This is a genomic window from Naumannella huperziae (genome assembly GCF_054073625.1).
Window position 1 is genome coordinate 1,174,889 of the sequence record NZ_JBSXPH010000001.1, and the last position, 19,163, is coordinate 1,194,051.

Below are 19,163 nucleotides of genomic sequence, written 5' to 3' on the forward strand. Positions count from 1 at the left end.
AGGATCAACAATGTACGACGCGATCATCATCGGCGCCCGGGTCGCGGGGTCATCGACAGCCAGACTGTTGGCCCTGCGCGGCTACAAAGTGCTCTGCGTCGATCGGGCGAGGTTCCCGAGCGACACCGTGTCGACGCACATGATCACGGTAGAGGGGTCGGCCCGCCTGCGTCGATGGGGTCTCCTGGATTCGATCGCGGCAACCGGTTGCCCCGCCGTGACCAATATTGACCTGCACCTCGACTTCCCCCGGTACGGACCGTTCGTACTCAGCGGCTTCCCTGAGCCAGTCGACGACGGCTTCGCGGCCATCTACGCGCCGAAGCGGACGATTCTCGACAAGCTCCTCATCGACGCGGCCGCCGCGGCCGGTGCGGAGGTCCGGCAGGGATTCACCGTGGACGAACTGATCACCGACGACGGCGGAGCGGTGACCGGCATCCGCGGCCATTGCGGCAATGGTCGAACCGTGATCGAGAAGTCACGGATCGTCATCGGCGCCGACGGTTACCGCAGCTTGGTCGCCAACGCAGTGAACGCGCCGAGATACCACTACGCAGCGCCGAAAGCCTTCGGCTACTACACGTACTGGACGGGCGTACCGATCGACAGCCTCGAGTTCTACACCAGGCCGGGCATGACGATCATTGCCTTCCCCACCCATGATCAACACGCAGCCGTGTTCGTCGAGCGCCCGGAGCGGGACTTCAGCGGGTTCAAGAAGAACATCGAACACAACTACCGAGCGACGGTCGCCGAAGCCGCGCCGAACCTGGCCAGACGAATCGACGAAGGCGAACTCGCTCATCGATTCATGGGTGTCGGCAACCGCTCCAACTTCTTCCGCAAGCCGGGCGGACCCGGATGGGCCCTGGTAGGCGATGCCGGAGCACACAAGGACCCGATCACGGCCCAGGGAATCACCGACGCGTTTCGTGACGCAGAGCTGCTCGCCGAGGCAATCGACTCGTCGTTCTCCCGTGGAACCCCATTGCAAGAGGCGCTCGACACCTATGAGTACCGGCGCAACGCTGCCCTGAAGCCGATCTACGATTTCATCGTCGACCACGCCGCCATGGAGCCATTCGACGATGCATTCCAAGACGTCCTGGCGGCATTGCGGGGCAACCCAACCGGGCTCAGCAACTTCTTCGGCGTCATTCAGAACACCGTTGCCTGGGCCGACTTCTTCTCTCCCCAGAACCTCTCGGCCTTGCTCGAGCCCGGCGTCGAGCCGATGGCCTCCTGACCCGACTGCGAAGGACCGCCATGCCATACGTGATCACCAGCCCGTGTCAGAGCAGCCGCGACGGAGCCTGCGTGGACGCCTGCCCGGTCGATGCGATTCACCCCTCGGAGGACGAGCCCCAGTTCGGTGTCCATCCGCAGCTCTACATCGATCCGCTCAGTTGTATCGAGTGCGGGGCGTGCGCGCCTGCATGTCCGGTCGAGGCGATCTACGCCCACGAGGAGGTCCCGGACGAACAGCGCGAGTACATCGAGATCAACGCGGCCCATTACCACAATTGACATCGATGGTCACGCTTGCCCGATTCCCCTCGGCACGTCTGGTGGGCGCCGGCCTGCGGTTCTGTCGAATGCTGTAAGTGACGGTGGAGTTGATCGCTGCAAGCTGGTGCTGCCGTCCATCAGCCGATGGGCCGCGCCAAACCTGACCGAAGGAGCGCCCGTGAGCACCACTACCACCAGCACCGCCCTCGACGTCGTCTCGGCCTACCATGCCGCGTGGACCAGCGGGGACCTCGATTCCGCGATCGCCCTGGTAGCCGACGATGTGGTCGTCCACGCACCGGGCGAGGATGTGATCGGCAAGGAGGCGTACCGCGAGTATCTGGGCGGCTTTCTACAGATCATGACCGGACACACGCCGCTTGCGGCGTTCGGGGACGACCAGCAAGCGGTCCTGTTCTACTTCCCGCACACCCCTGTCACCCAGTCCGCGCCGGCCTCCGAGCGCTTCGTCGTGAGCGACGGAAAGATCAAGGAGAGCCACCTCGTGTTCGACCGGTTGTCGTATGCACCCCCGGAGGAGGCCCACTGACCCGCCCCGTGCGCGGGCGGGAGGCGAAGCTCACGCCGACCCGCCCGCGTCAGTCCTGAGGAGTAGCAGGATGTCGACCCCCTCCACCCGTGATCGCCGCGAACTGTCACCGCGACATCTCACTCTCTTGCTGGCGCTGATGTGTGCCGGTCTGGCGCTGACGATCGCGGCCAACGTCTCGCTCAACGTCGCGTTGCCACTCTTCGGCACGGCGCTCGGCGCGACCCAGAGCCAGCTCTCCTGGGTGATGAACGCCTACACTCTGCCGTTCGCCGCCCTCCTGCTTCCCGCCGGTGCTATTGCGGACCGGATGGGCCTGCGGTACGCGGTTTCCGTCGGGTTGGCGATCTTCGGCGTCACCAGCTTCGCTTCGGCCTTCGCCGATGATGCCGGATTGGTGATCGCCCTGCGGGTCGTCTCCGCGTTGGGCGCCACGTTGGTCCTTCCGGCGACGCTCAGCGTACTGACCCGGGCCTTTCCCGCCGACAAGCGAGCCAAGGCCGTCGGGATCTGGGCAGCGGTGTCCGGCTCCGGCGCCGTGCTCGGCCTCGTGCTTGGTGGCGTGTTCGTGATGTTCTTCTGGTGGGGCTCGGTGCTCGCCTCGACCGGTATCGCGGCCGTCGTCGTCGCGATCGCGTCGTTCCTCGTCGTGCCGACCTATCGTCGGGAGACAGATGAGCGGCTCGACGTGCAGGGCAGCGTGTTGTTCGCCCTGGCGCTGGGTCTGCTGGTCTTCGGGCTGATCCAAGGCCCCGAGCTGGGCTGGGGATCATGGGTGATCGTTGGGTCGTTCGTCGGTGGCGCCGCCCTGATGGTTGCGTTCGTGCGAGCTCAGCTCCGGACTCCCGCCCCGCTCCTGGACGTGCAGCTTTTCCGGTCGTCGTCGTTGTCGGTGGCGTCGCTGACGATCGTGCTCTTGTTCGCCGCAACGATCGGTCTGTTTTTGCTGCTGCCACAAATGCTGCAGAACGTCCGCGACTACACCCCGCTGTTCTCGGCCCTTGGACTCGTCCCACTGCCGGTCGGTATCGCGGTCGGCAGTCAGATCGCGGAGAGAACACAGGGACGGCTGGGTGAGCGGGCGGCCGTCGCCGGTGGCGTCGCCGTGAGCGCGGCGGCTCTTGCTTGGCTGGGACTGCAGGCCCAATACGGGCCCTACTGGGCCCTGGGTCTCGCATTGTTGATCTTCGGCATCGGGTTCGGTCTGTCCACGACGGTGGCGACGACGATGATCATCGACTCTGTCCCCGGAGACGACAATTCGACCGCCGCGGCGCTGAACGACGCGCTGCGTGAGGTGGGTGCGGCGTTGGGGATCGCACTGCTGGGAACGGTGCTGAACGCCGCTTACCGAGCGCAGGTGGCGAATCTTGAGGGTGGATTCGATCAGACCGTCAGCGCTGCGGTGCGGGACGGTTTCGGTCCGGCGGCGCAGGTCGCCTCAAGTATCGGCGAGCCGGGTACGGAGCTGCTCGTCCTGGTCCGCGACGCATTCTATGTCGGCTACCAGGCGTCCGTGTTCACCGCCGCGGCGACCTTGGTGGTGGCCGGCGTGGTTGCCGTAGTCGCCGGGCGAGGCGCCGGCGCCGGAGTCCCCGGCACGCGGGGCTCGACCGGCGCCGAAGTTCTGCACGGCCTTCCGTCTGAGACCGGCATGTCCGTACGACCCGCCGCGCGGCATCGTGGCGCATCCACGCCGCGCCATTGACCGAGCGTAAGCCTTAGAAGAAGGATGGGTGCCCGCGCCTGTCAGGTCACCGAGGTGCTGACCGGAGCAAAATCGGTGCCGGTCTCACGCGCCGACAGGTCCCAGAGCCGTTGACCGAGGTAGGTGTCCGTCGTCGCCGGAGGCCACCTGACCACGGCCGGCCTGCCGCGCAATCCGAACGGCCCGTCGGGCCCGATCCAGGTCGCCGGCCCCACATCGGCCGCGGTCGCAGCAAGGATCGGACGAGCACTGCGCTCGACTCCTTGGGCCGCGAGGCGGATCCCCACGCCGAGGAACACGTCGAGCAAGGGGCGCTCGGTGTGCCGGGCAAGATCCGTCGCGGCGAATCCCGGATCGGCGGCGAGCGCCAGTCGCGACCCGGTTGCCGCGAGTCGACGCTGAAGCTCGCGCGTGAAAAGCAGATTGGCCAGCTTCGACTGCGCGTACGCGCCCATCGGCGAGTAGCGCCGGCGCCGCCAGTGCAGATCGTCGAGGTCGATCCGCCCGAACACATGAGCTTTCGACACGACGGTGACCACGCGATCGGTGATGGCGGGAAGAAGCAGATTCGTCAGCGCGAAGTGGCCCAGGTGGTTCGTGCCGATCTGCAACTCCGCGCCATCAGCGGTTCGGCCTTCGGGGACCATCATGACCGCGGCATTGTTGATCAAGACATCGATTCGACGATCCCAGCTCTCGGCGAACCTGCGCACCGAGGACAGGTGGGCGAGGTCCAACTCGCGCACCTGAGAGCCGGGGATCCGGGCCGCGAGCTCGCGGCCGCGACCCACGTCGCGTACCGCCAGAGTGATTCGGGCGCCGGCCTCTCCGAGTCGTTTCGCGATCACCCGACCAAGACCTCCCGTAGCACCCGTCAGTATCACCGAGCGTCCGCGCATGGAGTGGAGATCTTGATCATTGATGGCTGTCGTCATGGCCTCATCGTGTCAAGGGAAAGTAGCGCGCCCAGTTACCGCGAACGTAAGTGCGGCGGAAGGTCTCACAGGCAACCTGATCAGTACGACAACGCTCGCACCGGTGATCAGTTGATCTGGGTCACAGGCGAAGGGAGGAACCCTCATGTACTCGTTCCTGATGGCGGGACCACCGTTCTATGGGCACGTCAATCCGGTGCTCACCGTGGTCAAGGAGCTCGTCGAGAGCGGCCACGCAGTTCGCTACATGACGGGCAGCAGGTTCGCCGCCGCGGTCACCGAGGCCGGGGCGACTTACGTTCCGCTTCCTGGCGACGCCGACTTCGACGACCGGACGCTCGCCGAGGAAGGGCCACGACTGAGCGGCCTCAAGGAGATCCGCGAGGACGTGATCCGCGCATGTATCGACCCCGCACGATCGCAGTACGACGCGCTGCGGGCCGAGCTTGCGACCCGCCCCGCCGATGTCGTGATGGCTGATCCGACCTTCTTCGGTGCGGCCTTGCTGGCCGCTCACCCGGCCCACGAGCGGCCATTGGTCATCGGCGGTGGGATCTTGCCATTGATGTTGTCCTCCCGGTATGCACCGCCGTTCGGTCTGGGCATCTCGCCGAGTTCCGGGCGCTGGAACGTGGCCCGCAATGTCGCGCTCAACACCCTGGTGCAGAAGGTCGGGCTGCGTCGTGTGCAGCGCGCGTATGGCGACGTGTACGCGGCGGTTCACGGTCGGCGACCCGCCGGGTTCGCCTTCGATTGGTACGCCACCACGGACGCTGTCGTCCAGTTCACAATTCCGTCGTTCGAGTACTCACGACCGGACGCTGGGGTGGACATCCACTTCGCCGGGCCCGCGAACCGGGTCTCGCAGGCGCCGAGCGAGCTCCCGCCGTGGTGGGGCGACCTGCAGGGCGGCCAGCCCGTTGTGGTGGCAACGCAGGGCACCTATCGCAACGTCGACCTCAGCGAGGTGATCCACCCGACGATCGAAGGGCTGGCAGATGAGGACGTGCTCGTCGTGATCACGACGGGTGGCCGTCCGATCGCCAATGTCGGGCCGCTCCCGACGAACGTCCGAGCGGCCGAATTCATCCCGTACCACGAGCTCCTGCCACTCACCGATGCCTATGTGACCAACGGTGGGTACGGCGGAATTCATTTCGCGATGCAGTACGGCGTACCTATCGTCACCGCAGGGGACACCGAGGACAAGCCGGAGTCCTGCGCACGCGTCGCGTGGACCGGTGTCGGGATCAACCTGCGGACCGGCAAGCCGAGCGCCGAGACGATGCGGCGGTCCGTTCAACGAGTGCTCACCGAGCCACAGTTCCGAGAAGCCTCACAACGGCTGTCGCGGGAGATCAACGACTCCGCAGGCACCGACGTACTCGTCGAGGTGGTGGGGGAGTTGCTCAGCAATCGGGCCGCCCAGGCCGCCCGGAGGTGACCCCGATCATGAACGATCTCGACCGAGTCGCGATGAACGCGGCTCCGTGGCTGGCACCCGCAGACTTCGACAGCGTAATCGAAGCGATGAAGGAGGGACTGTTGGGTCGCGGGCCCCAGGGCATCCAGTTCGAGCAGGAACTGAGGGCCTATCTCGGCGCTCAGGAAGTCGTCACGGTGGGGTCCGGGACGGTGGCTCTCCAGCTTGCACTGATGACGGTCGGCGTCCGCCCGGGGGACGAGGTCGTCGTTCCCTCGTTCACATTCTGTGCCAGCATCCAAGCGATCCTGGCGATCCAGGCGCGTCCGGTGTTCATCGACAACGCACCTGGCTCGCTGGCGCTGGACCCAGACGACGTCCTACGGAGCGTGACTCCCCGCACGCGTGCGATCATGCCGGTTCACTATGGCGGTCGCCATATCAACCTCGACCACATCCTCCCCGAACTGAGGCGTAGGGAGATCAGCGTGGTTGATGATGCCGCTCATGCTTTTGGCTCGGTGCGCGGCGATGGCCGACCCTTCACGGGGCGGGACTCCTGGGTGTGTTTCAGCTTCGATGCGATCAAGACGATCACCTGCGCGGAGGGAGGAGCCATTGTTCCGCCCCGAGAGGCATCGGGAGAGGTGCCGCGACTGCTTCGAGCACTCGGCGTGGACCGCGAGAACGCCGACATCCGCCGCGGCGATTACGTTGTCAGAATGCATGGCGTGCGGGCCCATCTCGCCGAGTTGAACGCCGCCTTGGGTCGATCGCAGCTTGTCCGGATCGCCGCCATCGCCGAGGGTCGCCGTCGCGTGTGGCGGGCCTATCGAGAGCGCATCGAGGCCATCCCCGGGGTCCGGATCTACGATCTTGATGTCGATCGAAGCGTACCGTTCAACTGCGCCGTCACGGTTGACGTTGACGTCCGGGATGACCTGGTGCAGGCCCTGCGGAGTCGAGGCGTCGGTGTCGGCCGCCACTATCCCGCAAATCACCTCCAACCTGCGTTCAAGGAGTACGCCGACCGGCCGCTGCCGAACGCCGAATGGGCGGGCGCCGCCGTGATCACTCTGCCGTTCGGGCCCGATATGACCGTCCGGCAGGTCGACATCGTGTGTGGCGCTGTCGCCGTCGAACTCGGGAAGCTGGCCGGTGATTCTGGGCGTTCTCGTCCTCGGGTGGCCTGAGTTTCAGATGGCGTAAGTCGAGATGTCGTGGCATCTGGAAGGCTCGGCCGAGACATATTGTCCGACAGCGAAACCCGACCTGAGAGGAGTGGCCGTCGTGCCATACGATGCCGAAGTTGCAGAGCGCGTCCGCGACGCGCTGGCTGATCGAGAAGACGTCCGCGAGGTCAAGATGTTTGGCGGCCTCGCCTTCATGGTCGACGACCGGATGGTGGTGTGTGTGTCGGGTGGCGGCTCCGACTTGCTCGTCCGGGTCGCTCCCGACAGCGACGCCAAGCATCTGAAGAAGGCAGGAGCCGCGCGTGCCGAGATGGGCAAGGGCCGGTCGATGGGTGCCGGATGGATCACCGTCGACAAGAAGGCCTTGGCCAAGGACCTCGACTACTGGATGGATGCCGCCATGTCGTTCCATGCCCAGGGCTCGGGAGACAAGAAGAAGGGGAAGTAACCCTTCCCCAGCCGGCGAACTCGCCCGACTCCTGCGTCGCAGGTTGCGTGATCACGACCCGGGGAGCCGGTCTCGCAAGGTCGAGACTCCGTCACCGGTCAGGAAATCGAGCGCTGCGGTGCGGCCCGTGCAGGCCAGGAGCAATTCGTCCGCAGGTCCGCTCACCAAGGGGCCGGAGCCGTGTGCCCAGGCGATATCGGTAGCCTTGAACCGCAGCCCGGCCAACGCGCCCTTCGGCACAATTCCGGACGGAGCCTCGATGAGGAAGTCCAGCGCCTTCCGCAATCGAGGTTCGGGAATCTCCCGAGGCAATTGCAGTGGCCGTCGAATATCCAAGCCGTGCACCAGGACATCGGTCAGCGGCGCCTCCGGGCCAAGTCCCGGGGGAGTGAACCGCGCCCCGGCCTTTCGGCGCATCACGTCGACGATCTCGGAGAACGGTCGCCGACCCACCTTGCTGGCCAATCGTACGTTTGCGCGGTCGAAGCTTCCGCCGGCCATCAGCATGGCCACAGCAAACCTCGGCGTGCTCACTTCGAGCGGCACGATCAGGTGGGCCAGCACGTCATGCACGCTCCAGGCCCGGCACAAGCTCTGGGTCGCCTGCTGTTCGGCCGTCAGGTCTGCCACCTCATCGGCCAGGCCCCGCCGCTCGTCGGCAATCTCTTCGAACGTGTCCATGACCTCATGCTGCCAGCATTCCGACTCCGCGCGGCTTCCACCGCTTGTAAGCGGGCACAGATGCCGCCGGGCCACCGTTGTCGCATCGTCATCCTACGGAGGAGTGCCAATGCCTACCACACGACGCCGCTTCCGAGTGGCCGCGGCCGCGACTGCGGGAGTTGCCCTCGTGGCAGCCTCCACCTCGTGGGCGATCGCCAGCCCGGGCGACAACGGCGAAGATGCCACGAGCCCCAAGAACCTCCCGGGCGTGCGCGTCCTGAACCTGACGTGGAAGCGCGAGCACGCCCAGATCAACGACATTGCGCCGGAGGGATTCTCGTCCGGCGACACTGTGCAGTTCGCGTTCAGTATCGCCGGTGAGAAGAAGGGCAGCGCTGACTACTCCTGCACGGTGGTCCAGGCCAATTTCTTGTGTGATGGCATCCTGCGCCTTTCCGATGGCGACATCTATGTCTCGACGGGACCCGTCGACGACAGCGGTCCGGCGGCCATCGTCGGAGGCACCGGCGCCTACTTCGGCGTTCGCGGTGAATTCGTCAAGACCGCCAACGCTGAGGACACCGCCGGCACCTACAAGTTGCGCTTCCGCAGGTGAGTTCGTGTTGACGGTGGAAGCCAGTCCCCGGGCCATTCGGACCTGACCGGCGACGCGGCTCGTGTGGTCGCCGCCGGGCGGCACGGCTCGTGTGGTCGCCGCCGGGCGGCACGGCTCGTGTGGTCGCCGCCGGGCGGCACGGCTCGTGAGGTTGACGCCACCGCTTCGCTACGGTTGCGCTCGTGGCGACAGTTCTCGTGACGGGCGGTCTGGGGTTCATCGGATCGAATTTCGTGCACCACCTGTGCGCGCACACCGATCACGACGTGATCGTCGTGGACAAGCTGGGGTACGCGGCGCGACGGGACTCCCTTGCCGGACTGTCGGACGACCGGGTGGAGGTCGTGATCGGGGACATCTGCGACGCCGAGATCACAGACGCCACGGTCGCGCGCTCCGATGCCGTGGTGCACTTCGCGGCCGAATCGCACAACGACAACTCGATCCTGGGGCCGGGGGAGTTCGTGCGGTCCAATGTGCTGGGCACCTACGAGGTGTTGGAGGCCGTGCGCAGGCACGGCGTACGGCTGCACCACATCTCGACCGACGAGGTCTATGGCGATCTTGCCCTGGACGATCCGACCAGGTTCACGGCGCAGACCCCGTACCGGCCCTCCTCGCCCTACTCGGCCACCAAGGCGGGATCGGATCACCTGGTGCGCGCCTGGGTCCGTACCTTCGGGGTGGCCGCCACCATCTCGAACTGTTCCAACAACTACGGCCCACGCCAGCACGTGGAGAAGTTCATCCCCCGCCAGATCACCAACCTGATCGACGGCGTCCGCCCGCGCGTCTACGGTCGCGGCGCCAATGTTCGGGACTGGATCCACGTCGATGATCACTCCTCGGCGGTGCTGACCATCCTGGACTCCGGGCAGATCGGGGAGACCTACCTGATCGGAGCCGACGGCGAAAGGAGCAACCTGGCGGTGGTCCGGGAGCTGTTGGCGATCTTCGGCCGCGATGTCGATGATTTCGACCAGGTCGCCGATCGTGCGGGCCATGATCTTCGTTACGCGATCGACGCCGGTGCGCTGCGTGATCAACTCGGATGGTCACCGGTACGCGTCGACTTCACTGCCGGCCTTCGGGACACGGTCGAGTGGTACCGCGAGAACGAGGACTGGTGGCGAGGCGTGAAGAGCGAGACCGAGGCCAAGTACCGAAGGAGCGGCCAGTGACCGACGCGGGCAACCTGGCGATTCGCGAGACCCCGATTCCGGGACTGTTGTTCCTCGACCTGCCGGTGCACGGGGACCGGCGCGGCTGGTTCAAGGAGAACTGGCAGCGGGACAAGATGACCGGGCTGGGGCTGCCGGACTTCGGGCCGGTCCAGCAGAACGTCTCGTTCAATGCCGCCGCCGGCACCACGCGGGGCATCCACGCCGAACCGTGGGACAAGCTCGTCTCCGTCGTCACCGGCCGCGTCCTGGGAGTGTGGGTCGATCTGCGCGCCGGCGAGGGGTTCGGCCGGGTGGTCACGCGCGAGATCGACCCGGCCACCGCGGTCTTCGTGCCCCGCGGAGTGGGCAACGGCTTCCAGACCCTGGAGCCGGACACCGCCTATTCCTATCTCGTCAACGAGCACTGGCGACCCGACGCCGCCTACACGATGGTCAACCTTGCCGACCCCGAACTGGGCATCGAGTGGCCGATCCCGCTCGACCAGGCGGTGCTGTCGGACGCCGACCGCGCGCATCCGGCGCTGGAGCAGGTCGTTCCCGCCGCCGAGCGATCCATCGCGATCCTCGGCGGCGGGCAGGTGGCGGCGGCCCTGCTCGCCGAGTTCCCCGACGCCCGGCAGATCACCCGATCCGAACTGGATCTCAGCGACCTCGCCGCGGTCGAGGCCTACGACCTGTCCCGCTACGACGTGGTGATCAATGCGGCGGCCTACACCGCGGTCGATGCGGCGGAGACGCCGGAGGGCCGGCGCGAGGCCTGGGCCGTCAATGCCGGCGCCGTTGCCGCGCTGACCCGGGCGGTCAACCGGGCCCGCGCCACGCTGGTGCACTTCTCGACCGACTACGTCTTCGACGGGGCCGACGAGTCCTGGGGTGAGGACTCTCCGCTGGCGCCGCTGAGCGTCTACGGCCAGTCCAAGGCCGCCGGCGATCTCGCCGCGGGGTGCGCGCAGCGGCACTACCTGATCCGGACGAGCTGGGTGATCGGTACGGGTCACAACTTCGTCGCGACCATGCGCCGACTGGCCGACCAGGGGGTGTCGCCGAAGGTGGTCGATGATCAACGCGGGCGCCTCAGTCACACCGCCACCCTCGCCGCCGCGGTCGCGCACCTGTTGCGTACCCGGGCGCCTCACGGAACCTACAACGTGACCGATGCTGGCCCGTCCCGGACCTGGGCCGGGATCGCCCAGGACGTGTTCACCGCGGCCGGCCGCGAGCCGGGAGCCGTCGCCCCGGTGAGTTCGGCCGAGTTCTTCGGCGATCGCCCGCACGCACCCCGACCGGCCAACAGCACGCTGCGCCTCGACAAGATCGAAGCCGCGGGATACCGACCACCGGAGCACGCGGTACAGGCACAGGCGGAGGAGGGCCGGTGAAGGGGATCATCCTGGCCGGCGGATCGGGCACCCGGTTGTGGCCGATCACCCAGGGCATCAGCAAGCAGCTCGTCCCGGTCTATGACAAGCCGATGATCTACTTCCCGCTGAGTACGCTGATGCTTGCCGGGATCGACGACATCCTGGTGATCACGACTCCGGCCGATCAGCCGCAGTTCCAACGGTTGCTCGGCGATGGGTCGCGATTCGGCGTCTCCTTGTCCTACGCGGCGCAGAGCTCGCCCGACGGCCTCGCCCAGGCCTTCCTGATCGGAGCCGCACACATCGGCGACGAGCCGGTCGCCCTGGTGCTCGGGGACAACATCTTCCACGGCCCCGGCCTGGGGACGCGCCTGGCCCACTACACCGACCCGACCGGCGGTTTGATCTTCGGCTACTGGGTACGCGAGCCGCGCGCGTACGGCGTGGTGGAGTTCGGGGCGGACGGCAAGGTGCTGGGGTTGGAGGAGAAGCCCGCGGAGCCGAAGAGCAACTATGCGGTTCCCGGCCTGTACTTCTACGACCGCACCGTGGTGGAGCGGGCTCGATCGCTTCGCCCTTCGGCCCGGGGCGAGTTGGAGATCACCGATCTGAATCGCAGCTACCTCGACGACGGGGCGCTCCGCGTGGAACTGCTGCCGCGCGGCACCGCCTGGCTGGACACCGGTACCTTCGAGAGCATGCACGAGGCGAGTGAGTTCGTGCGTACCATCCAGCACCGCCAGGGCCTGTCCATCGGCTGTCCCGAGGAGATCGGCTGGCGGCGCGGCCTGCTCAGCGATGACCAACTGCTGGAGGCCGCGCGTGAGCTGGGGAAGAGCGGCTACGGGACCTATCTCGCCGATCTTGTCCGGCATCGGAGCGGCCCGCCACCGGACTGACTTTCGTCGTCGACGCTCAGGGCCGGCTGCGACGGCGCGGCGCCACGATCATCCGCAAGTGATCATGGCCCCCGGCGTGGCGGGGCGTCTGAGTATCTCGTCGACGCGGGCGGCCAGCGGTTGTGCGGCCGCGGCCGCGGAGAACTCGCGGGCAGCGAGCGCGGCTGCCTGACGGCGCCGGCTCGCCAGCAGTTGCGGATCGGACTGCAGTCGGCGAAGGGCCGCGGCGAGTTGCTCCGGTGACCCGGGATCGACGAGTTCGACCTGACCGGCGAGCGCCCGGCGCTGCGGGGCCGTGTCCGAGGTGACGATCGCGCAGCCTGCCGCCGCCGACTGGTACACCTTGTTCGGCACGACGTTGCGCGCCTTGTCGGAGGTGCCGAAGATGCCGAGCGCGACATGATGGTCCGCGACCACCGCGGGGAGCTGGTCTGCCGGGACCCAGTCGATCCATTCGGCGCGGGCGCCTGCGCCGGCCAGGCGGCGAGCCCTCGGCAGGTCCTGGCCGCTGCCGATCATGGTCGCCCGGATGGGTTGGTCGGCCAGCAGGCGGAGGGCCGATCCGATCACCTCGGCCCCCTGCAACGGGGTGTACAGGCCGTAGAAGACGACCCGAAGTTCTCCGGTCGCGGCAAGATCTGGTGGTGCTGCGGCGGCGCCCGCACGGAACCAGCTCGCGTCCGCGCCGACCGGACAGACGACGGCACGGGCGCGGAGTTCCTCCGGTACGCGGTCGCGATGCTCGGCGGTGTCCACCACGATCACGTCGGCAGCGCTCATCGCCCGATGGTCGAGCCGCTGGAGCGCCCGGTTGATCACCGGCGATTTCTGGCCCCGGTCCGTCGCCGTGTTGGCGGCGAAGATCAGGTGATCCAGCAGGATCAGTTGGTCGCGAAACACTCGCCGGGCGAGCCGCACGTCGAAATGGGCCAGATAGCCGACCAGAACGGCGTCGACCGGTTGCCCGCGGCGGGCGGCCTCACGCACCGCCCGACGCCCACGCCGAATCAGGCGGACCCAACGATGGGCGATCCGGACGCCCAGCGCCGGGAGCCGCCAGAACCTGCGCAACATCGCGACCCGTTCGGCAGTCGACAGGCCCAGCGGCTCGTTGACCTCGATGACCTCGTGTCCGAGTTCGCGCAATCCCTCGATCAGGGCGCGGACCCGCGGATGCGTGTCCGCCTGATAGGTGCCGAACGCAAGAATGCGCAGGGTCGAAGCGGCGGACCCGTCGCCGGTGGGCGGGTGCCCGTCGTTGCTCACGGATCCTCCTGGCTCGGGGGGTGGGTCGGGAGGTTGATCACCATCGCCCGCGGTGCAGTCTAGGGCGCGGCCCCCCGGGTTCGGCCGGCACGAACCGCCCGGCGCGTCACGATCGCACGGTCGTCGTCGTGGCGGCCCAGTGTGGCGTCCCGCGGTGCGGGATGCTCCCGAGAGGTGGGTACGCGGCGCTCGGCCCGACCTGCGCGAGTGCCCGCGCGGCCCTGTGCGAGGATGACCGCGACCGGAAACCCCGGTGACCGAGCACGCGGGCGATCCTCGCGAAGAACGATCAGCAAGCAGAGGATTTTCCCGCCATGACTCAACAGCACGAGACTTCCGCGCCCGAAACGCCGCAGGCGCCGCCGCCGATCGAGCCCGGCCTGGAACCCGTCTTCGACGCCCACCGCGGCGGCAAACTCGCCATCGGGGCCCGCCACCCGATCCGCGACGCCGCCGACCTCTCGCTCGTCTACACCCCGGGCGTGGCCGAGGTGTCGCGGCGCATCGCGAGCCACCCGAGCGAGGCCCGCGCCTATCTGGGCGCCCCGCGTACCGTCGCCGTGATCACCGACGGGACCGCGGTGCTCGGCCTGGGCGACATCGGTCCCACGGCCGCCCTGCCGGTGATGGAGGGCAAGTCCTGCCTGTTCACCGAGTTCGCGGGGCTGGCCTCGTTCCCGGTCGCGCTGGACACCACCGACGTCGACGCCTTCGTCGAGACCGTGGCAAACCTGGCGCCGTCGTTCGGCGCGATCAACCTCGAAGACATCTCCGCGCCGCGCTGCTTCGAGATCGAGGACCGGCTGCGCGAACGGCTCGACATTCCGGTGATGCACGACGACCAGCACGGCACCGCGATCGTGGTGACGGCCGCCATGCGCAATGCGCGCCGGCTGACCGGGCGTACCGACGGCTCCTTGAAGGTTGTCGTGGCCGGAGCGGGCGCGGCCGGTATCGCCACCGCGAAGATGCTCGCCGCCCACGGTGTTGCCGAGATCGTGCTGCTCGACTCGCGCGGCGTGATCGGCCCGCACCGCACCGACCTGACGCCCGTCAAGCGTGAGCTGCTCGGCTGGACCAACCGCACCGGAATCGCCGGTGGAATGGCCGAGGCGCTGCGCGGCGCCGACGTCTTCGTCGGGCTGTCCGGAGGGACGGTGCCCGAGGAGCTGATCGCCACGATGGCGCCGGACCCGATCATCTTCGCCCTGTCCAATCCGACGCCGGAGATCCACCCCGGCATCGCGGGCCGCTACGCGAGCGTGGTCGCCACCGGACGCAGCGACTTCCCGAACCAGATCAACAACGTCCTGGCCTTCCCGGGCGTCTTCCTCGGCGCCCTCGACGCCGGCGCGACCGACATCACCGAGGCGATGAAGCTCGCCGCCGTCGACGCCCTCTCCGATGTCATCGTCGACGAGCTGCGGCCGGACCTGATCATCCCGAGCCCGTTCGACGCCCGGGTGGTGCCCGCGGTCTCCGAGGCGGTACGCCGGGCCTGGGCCGGCGCCTGAGCGACGCCCGCCGTTCCCGGGCAGAAGGTGCGGCGGGCCCGCGACCGGCGGCGTCCCCGCCGGGCATATCGCCGAAGTTGGGCATGTCGAGTCCTTGCCAGCGGCCCCCGGCTATGTATTCTTGTGCCCGCGCCGGGCGATTTGACCGGTGCTGTCGGTCCTGCCCGCAGGCAGTTGACTCTTCGCGCCCGAGCGCCTAAGCTGTGTCCTTGCCCCATCGCTACCTGCCGACCCGTCTTGACACGGGCCGGCCAGTGTGCCGAAAAACTTCGCTGTTCTGGAAGGACCGAACTGTTGGCCGCCTCGCGCACCGCCTCGAAGAACACCAACGTTGTATCCAACACCGGCCGTATTTCTTTCGCCAAGATCGCCGAACCCATGGAGGTCCCCGACCTCCTCGACCTGCAGATCCAGTCCTTCGACTGGCTGGTCGGCAACCAGGCCTGGCAGGACCGGGTCGCCAAGGCCCTGGAGGAGGGCCGCACCGACGTCAACACCCGCTCCGGCCTGGAGGAGATGTTCGCCGAGATCTCCCCGATCGAGGACTACCCCGGCACGATGTCGCTGTCGTTTCGCGACCATCGCTTCGAGGAGCCCAAGTTCTCGGTCGATGAGTGCAAGGAGCGCGACGTCACCTACGCCGCGCCGCTGTTCGTCACCGCCGAGTTCGTGAACAACGAGACCGGCGAGATCAAGTCCCAGACCGTCTTCATCGGCGACTTCCCGCTGATGACCGACAAGGGCACCTTCGTCGTCAACGGCTCCGAGCGCGTCGTCGTCTCCCAGCTCGTCCGCTCCCCGGGCGTCTACTTCGAGCAGACCCCGGACAAGACGTCGGACAAGGACATCTTCACCTGCAAGATCATCCCGTCGCGCGGCGCGTGGCTGGAGTTCGAGATCGACAAGCGCGACCTGGTCGGCGTGCGCCTGGATCGTAAGCGCAAGCAGAACGTCACCGTCCTGCTCAAGGCCCTCGGCTGGACCGAGGAGCAGATCCTGTCCGAGTTCGGCGACTCCGAGTCCATCCGGCTGACGCTGGAGAAGGACCACACCGCCAACACCGACGAGGCGCTGCTCGACATCTACCGTAAGCTCCGTCCGGGCGAGCCGCCGACCCGCGAGGCCGCCCAGCAGTTGCTGGAGAACTACTACTTCAACCCGAAGCGCTACGACCTCGCCAAGGTCGGCCGTTACAAGATCAACAAGAAGCTCGGCCTGGACGAGCCGTTCGACACCCAGGTGCTGACCACCTCCGACATCGTCGCCGCGATCCGCTACCTGGTGGCGCTGCACGAGGGCCGCGAGACGCTGCCCGCCGCCGAGGATCGGGAGATCCTCGTCGAGGAGGACGACATCGACCACTTCGGCAACCGGCGGCTGCGTACCGTCGGTGAGCTGATCCAGAACCAGTTGCGCACCGGTCTCGGCCGGATGGAGCGCGTGGTCCGCGACCGGATGACGACCCAGGACATCGAGGCGATCACGCCGCAGACCCTGATCAACATCCGCCCGGTCACCGCGGCGCTGCGCGAGTTCTTCGGCACCAGCCAGCTCAGCCAGTTCATGGACCAGAACAACCCGCTCGCGGGCCTGACCCACAAGCGACGGCTCTCGGCGCTGGGCCCCGGCGGCATCTCCCGCGACCGGGCCCAGATGGAGGTCCGCGACGTGCACCCCAGCCACTACGGCCGGATGTGCCCGATCGAGACCCCGGAAGGTCCGAACATCGGCCTGATCGGCTCGCTCGCGTCGTTCGCGCGGGTGAATCCGTTCGGCTTCATCGAGACCCCCTACCGCAAGGTCGAGAACGGCGTCGTCACCGACGACATCGACTACCTGACCGCCGACGAGGAGGATCGCTTCGTCATCGCCCAGGCCAATGCGCGCCTGAACGACGACAGCTCGTTCGCCGAGGAGCGCGTCCTGGTCCGCAAGCACCACGGCGATGTGGACACCGTGCCGCGCGCCGAGGTGCAGTACATGGACGTCTCGCCGCGCCAGATGGTGTCGGTCGCGACCGCGCTGATCCCCTTCCTCGAGCACGACGACGCCTCCCGGGCGCTGATGGGCTCGAACATGCAGCGCCAGGCCGTGCCGCTGATCCGTTCGGAGGCCCCCTTCGTCGGCACCGGCATGGAGTACCGCGCCGCCGTCGACGTCGGCGACGTCACCGTTGCGGAGAAGCCGGGCGTGGTCACCAGCGTGAGCGCCGACCTGGTCGACGTGACCAACGACGACGGCACCTACCAGACCTACCGGCTGGCCAAGTTCCGTCGCTCGAACGCCGGCACCTGCATCAACCAGCGCCCGCTGGTTGCCGAGGGTGATCGGGTCGAGGCCGGTACGCCGCTCGCCGACGGTCCCGCGACCGACGGCGCCGAGGTGGCGCTGGGCCGCAACCTGCTGGTGGCGTTCATGCCGTGGGAGGGCCACAACTACGAGGACGCGATCATCTTGTCCCAGCGGCTGGTGGCCGACGACGTCCTCACCTCGATCCACATCGAGGAGCACGAGGTCGACGCCCGCGACACCAAGCTCGGTGCCGAGGAGATCACCCGCGACATCCCGAACGTCAACGAGGAGATGCTGGCCAATCTCGACGAGCGCGGCATCATCCGCATCGGCGCTGAGGTCTCGACCGGCGACATCCTGGTCGGCAAGGTCACCCCGAAGGGCGAGACCGAGCTGACCCCGGAGGAGCGGCTGCTCCGCGCGATCTTCGGCGAGAAGGCGCGCGAGGTCCGCGACACCTCGATGAAGGTGCCGCACGGCGAGTCCGGCACGGTGATCGGCGTCCGGGTCTTCGACCGCGACGAGGGCGACGAGCTCGCCCCGGGCGTGAACCAGTTGGTCCGCGTCTACGTCGCGCAGAAGCGCAAGATCAGCGACGGCGACAAGCTCGCCGGCCGGCACGGAAACAAGGGTGTGATCGCGAAGATCCTGCCCGAGGAGGACATGCCGTTCCTCGAGGACGGTACGCCGGTCGACATCGTGCTGAACCCGCTCGGCGTACCCGGCCGGATGAACCTCGGCCAGGTGCTCGAGATGCACCTCGGCTGGGTCGCGAAGACCGGTTGGGACATCTCCGATGTGCCGGCGGGCGAGGAGTGGGCCGACCGCCTGAAGAGCGTCGGGCTGGGGAAGGTCGACGGGGACTCCCGGCTCGCGACGCCCGTCTTCGACGGCGCCACCGAGCAGGAGGTCACCGGTCTGCTGTCGCACGGCCTGGCCAATCGCGACGGGGTACGCCTGGTCAATGACAGCGGCAAGGCCAAGCTGTTCGACGGCCGCTCCGGCGAGCCCTACCCGGACCCGATCGGCGTCGGCTACATGTACATGCTGAAGCTGCACCACCTGGTCGACGACAAGATCCACGCGCGCTCGACCGGTCCGTACTCGATGATCACGCAGCAGCCGCTGGGCGGTAAGGCCCAGTTCGGCGGCCAGCGGTTCGGCGAGATGGAGGTCTGGGCACTCGAGGCGTACGGCGCCGCGTGGGCCCTGCAGGAGCTGCTGACCATCAAGTCCGACGACGTGAGCGGTCGCGTCAAGGTCTATGAGGCCATCGTCAAGGGCGAGAACATCCCCGAGCCCGGCATCCCCGAGTCGTTCAAGGTGCTGGTCAAGGAGATGAAGTCGCTCTGCCTGAACGTCGAGGTGCTCTCCGGCGACGGGTCCCTGGTCGAGCTGCGCGACACCGAGGAGGACAACTACCGCTCCTCCGACGAGTTCGGCATCGACCTGTCCCGGCGTCCGGGCGAGGGATTCGCCGACGTCGAAGAGGTGTGATCCGCGGGCGGGGATCGGTACGCCGGTCCCCGCCGGACGCGGTCATTCGTCATCCACCACGATCCAGACTCTCTTCACCACTGACACCATTTCACTGACATA

16 protein-coding genes are annotated in these 19,163 nt (G+C 67.5%); 13 read left to right on the forward strand and 3 right to left on the reverse strand.

Annotated features, from left to right (window positions below; translation table 11 throughout):
• The first annotated feature begins 10 nt into the window (after positions 1–10).
• The 4 genes from ACXDC7_RS05570 (at position 11) to ACXDC7_RS05585 (ending at position 3,770) form a co-directional block, all read left to right on the forward strand.
• Entirely contained in the window at positions 11–1,249 is a 1,239-nt protein-coding gene (locus tag ACXDC7_RS05570) for an NAD(P)/FAD-dependent oxidoreductase (protein WP_179444450.1), read from the forward strand.
• Between the two features lie 20 nt (positions 1,250–1,269).
• Positions 1,270–1,530 carry a 4Fe-4S dicluster domain-containing protein gene (locus tag ACXDC7_RS05575; RefSeq protein WP_179444449.1) on the forward strand — a complete coding sequence of 87 codons (261 nt, stop codon included), beginning with the start codon at positions 1,270–1,272 and terminating at the stop codon, positions 1,528–1,530.
• A 160-nt stretch (positions 1,531–1,690) separates the two neighbouring features.
• The gene (locus ACXDC7_RS05580) at positions 1,691–2,062 is read left to right on the forward strand and encodes a nuclear transport factor 2 family protein (RefSeq protein ID WP_179444448.1); all 372 of its coding nucleotides are present in this window, start codon (positions 1,691–1,693) and stop codon (positions 2,060–2,062) included.
• A 70-nt stretch (positions 2,063–2,132) separates the two neighbouring features.
• Complete coding sequence (locus tag ACXDC7_RS05585; RefSeq protein ID WP_459221485.1) at positions 2,133–3,770, forward strand: MFS transporter; 1,638 nt, start codon at positions 2,133–2,135, stop codon at positions 3,768–3,770.
• A gap of 41 nt (positions 3,771–3,811) precedes the next feature.
• Here ACXDC7_RS05585 and ACXDC7_RS05590 read toward each other — a convergent pair whose 3' ends face one another.
• Complete coding sequence (locus ACXDC7_RS05590; protein WP_459221486.1) at positions 3,812–4,705, reverse strand: SDR family NAD(P)-dependent oxidoreductase; 894 nt, start codon at positions 4,703–4,705, stop codon at positions 3,812–3,814.
• A 145-nt stretch (positions 4,706–4,850) separates the two neighbouring features.
• Here ACXDC7_RS05590 and ACXDC7_RS05595 point away from each other — a divergent pair, with 145 nt between their 5' ends.
• From ACXDC7_RS05595 to ACXDC7_RS05605, 3 genes are all read left to right on the forward strand, one after another.
• On the forward strand, positions 4,851–6,149 hold the full coding sequence (locus ACXDC7_RS05595) for a glycosyltransferase (RefSeq protein ID WP_459221487.1): 1,299 nt from the start codon (positions 4,851–4,853) through the stop codon (positions 6,147–6,149).
• Between the two features lie 8 nt (positions 6,150–6,157).
• Positions 6,158–7,321, forward strand: a complete 1,164-nt coding sequence (locus ACXDC7_RS05600; RefSeq protein ID WP_179444444.1) for a DegT/DnrJ/EryC1/StrS family aminotransferase — start codon at positions 6,158–6,160, stop codon at positions 7,319–7,321.
• Between the two features lie 97 nt (positions 7,322–7,418).
• Positions 7,419–7,769, forward strand: a complete 351-nt coding sequence (locus ACXDC7_RS05605; RefSeq protein ID WP_218843712.1) for a TfoX/Sxy family protein — start codon at positions 7,419–7,421, stop codon at positions 7,767–7,769.
• 51 nt (positions 7,770–7,820) lie between these two features.
• Here ACXDC7_RS05605 and ACXDC7_RS05610 read toward each other — a convergent pair whose 3' ends face one another.
• Positions 7,821–8,450, reverse strand: a complete 630-nt coding sequence (locus ACXDC7_RS05610) for a maleylpyruvate isomerase family mycothiol-dependent enzyme (protein ID WP_179444442.1) — start codon at positions 8,448–8,450, stop codon at positions 7,821–7,823.
• A gap of 169 nt (positions 8,451–8,619) precedes the next feature.
• Here ACXDC7_RS05610 and ACXDC7_RS05615 point away from each other — a divergent pair, with 169 nt between their 5' ends.
• The 4 genes from ACXDC7_RS05615 (at position 8,620) to rfbA (ending at position 12,492) form a co-directional block, all read left to right on the forward strand.
• Complete coding sequence (locus tag ACXDC7_RS05615) at positions 8,620–9,048, forward strand: hypothetical protein (protein ID WP_459221488.1); 429 nt, start codon at positions 8,620–8,622, stop codon at positions 9,046–9,048.
• Positions 9,049–9,230: 182 nt separating this feature from the next.
• Positions 9,231–10,229: a dTDP-glucose 4,6-dehydratase gene (rfbB, locus tag ACXDC7_RS05620; RefSeq protein ID WP_459221489.1), complete on the forward strand. Its 999-nt coding sequence runs from the start codon at positions 9,231–9,233 to the stop codon at positions 10,227–10,229.
• Entirely contained in the window at positions 10,226–11,611 is a 1,386-nt protein-coding gene (locus ACXDC7_RS05625; protein ID WP_459221490.1) for a sugar nucleotide-binding protein, read from the forward strand. Before rfbB ends, ACXDC7_RS05625 begins: the two co-directional genes overlap by 4 nt.
• Positions 11,608–12,492, forward strand: a complete 885-nt coding sequence (rfbA, locus tag ACXDC7_RS05630; protein ID WP_459221491.1) for a glucose-1-phosphate thymidylyltransferase RfbA — start codon at positions 11,608–11,610, stop codon at positions 12,490–12,492. The genes ACXDC7_RS05625 and rfbA overlap by 4 nt, the downstream gene beginning before the upstream one ends.
• Positions 12,493–12,540: 48 nt before the next feature.
• Here the strand turns inward: rfbA and ACXDC7_RS05635 are convergent, their stop codons facing one another.
• Positions 12,541–13,758, reverse strand: coding sequence for a glycosyltransferase (locus tag ACXDC7_RS05635; RefSeq protein ID WP_459221492.1), 1,218 nt, complete (start codon positions 13,756–13,758; stop codon positions 12,541–12,543).
• Between the two features lie 314 nt (positions 13,759–14,072).
• Between ACXDC7_RS05635 and ACXDC7_RS05640 the strand changes: the two genes are divergently transcribed.
• Together ACXDC7_RS05640 and rpoB are read left to right on the forward strand one after the other, a co-directional pair.
• Positions 14,073–15,272 carry an NAD(P)-dependent malic enzyme gene (locus ACXDC7_RS05640; RefSeq protein ID WP_459221493.1) on the forward strand — a complete coding sequence of 400 codons (1,200 nt, stop codon included), beginning with the start codon at positions 14,073–14,075 and terminating at the stop codon, positions 15,270–15,272.
• A gap of 294 nt (positions 15,273–15,566) precedes the next feature.
• Positions 15,567–19,061, forward strand: a complete 3,495-nt coding sequence (rpoB, locus tag ACXDC7_RS05645) for a DNA-directed RNA polymerase subunit beta (RefSeq protein WP_179444436.1) — start codon at positions 15,567–15,569, stop codon at positions 19,059–19,061.
• The last annotated feature ends 102 nt before the right edge of the window (positions 19,062–19,163 follow it).

Excerpts from the sequence above, each read along its gene's own strand:
- ACXDC7_RS05610 (WP_179444442.1), bottom strand. The coding sequence starts at position 8,450 with ATGGACACGTTCGAAGAGATTGCCGACGAGCGGCGGGGCCTGGCCGAT.
- ACXDC7_RS05595 (WP_459221487.1), top strand. The coding sequence starts at position 4,851 with ATGTACTCGTTCCTGATGGCGGGACCACCGTTCTATGGGCACGTCAAT.
- ACXDC7_RS05570 (WP_179444450.1), top strand. The coding sequence starts at position 11 with ATGTACGACGCGATCATCATCGGCGCCCGGGTCGCGGGGTCATCGACA.
- ACXDC7_RS05600 (WP_179444444.1), top strand. The coding sequence starts at position 6,158 with ATGAACGATCTCGACCGAGTCGCGATGAACGCGGCTCCGTGGCTGGCA.
- ACXDC7_RS05640 (WP_459221493.1), top strand. The coding sequence starts at position 14,073 with ATGACTCAACAGCACGAGACTTCCGCGCCCGAAACGCCGCAGGCGCCG.
- ACXDC7_RS05590 (WP_459221486.1), bottom strand. The coding sequence starts at position 4,705 with ATGACGACAGCCATCAATGATCAAGATCTCCACTCCATGCGCGGACGC.
- ACXDC7_RS05575 (WP_179444449.1), top strand. The coding sequence starts at position 1,270 with ATGCCATACGTGATCACCAGCCCGTGTCAGAGCAGCCGCGACGGAGCC.
- ACXDC7_RS05585 (WP_459221485.1), top strand. The coding sequence starts at position 2,133 with ATGTCGACCCCCTCCACCCGTGATCGCCGCGAACTGTCACCGCGACAT.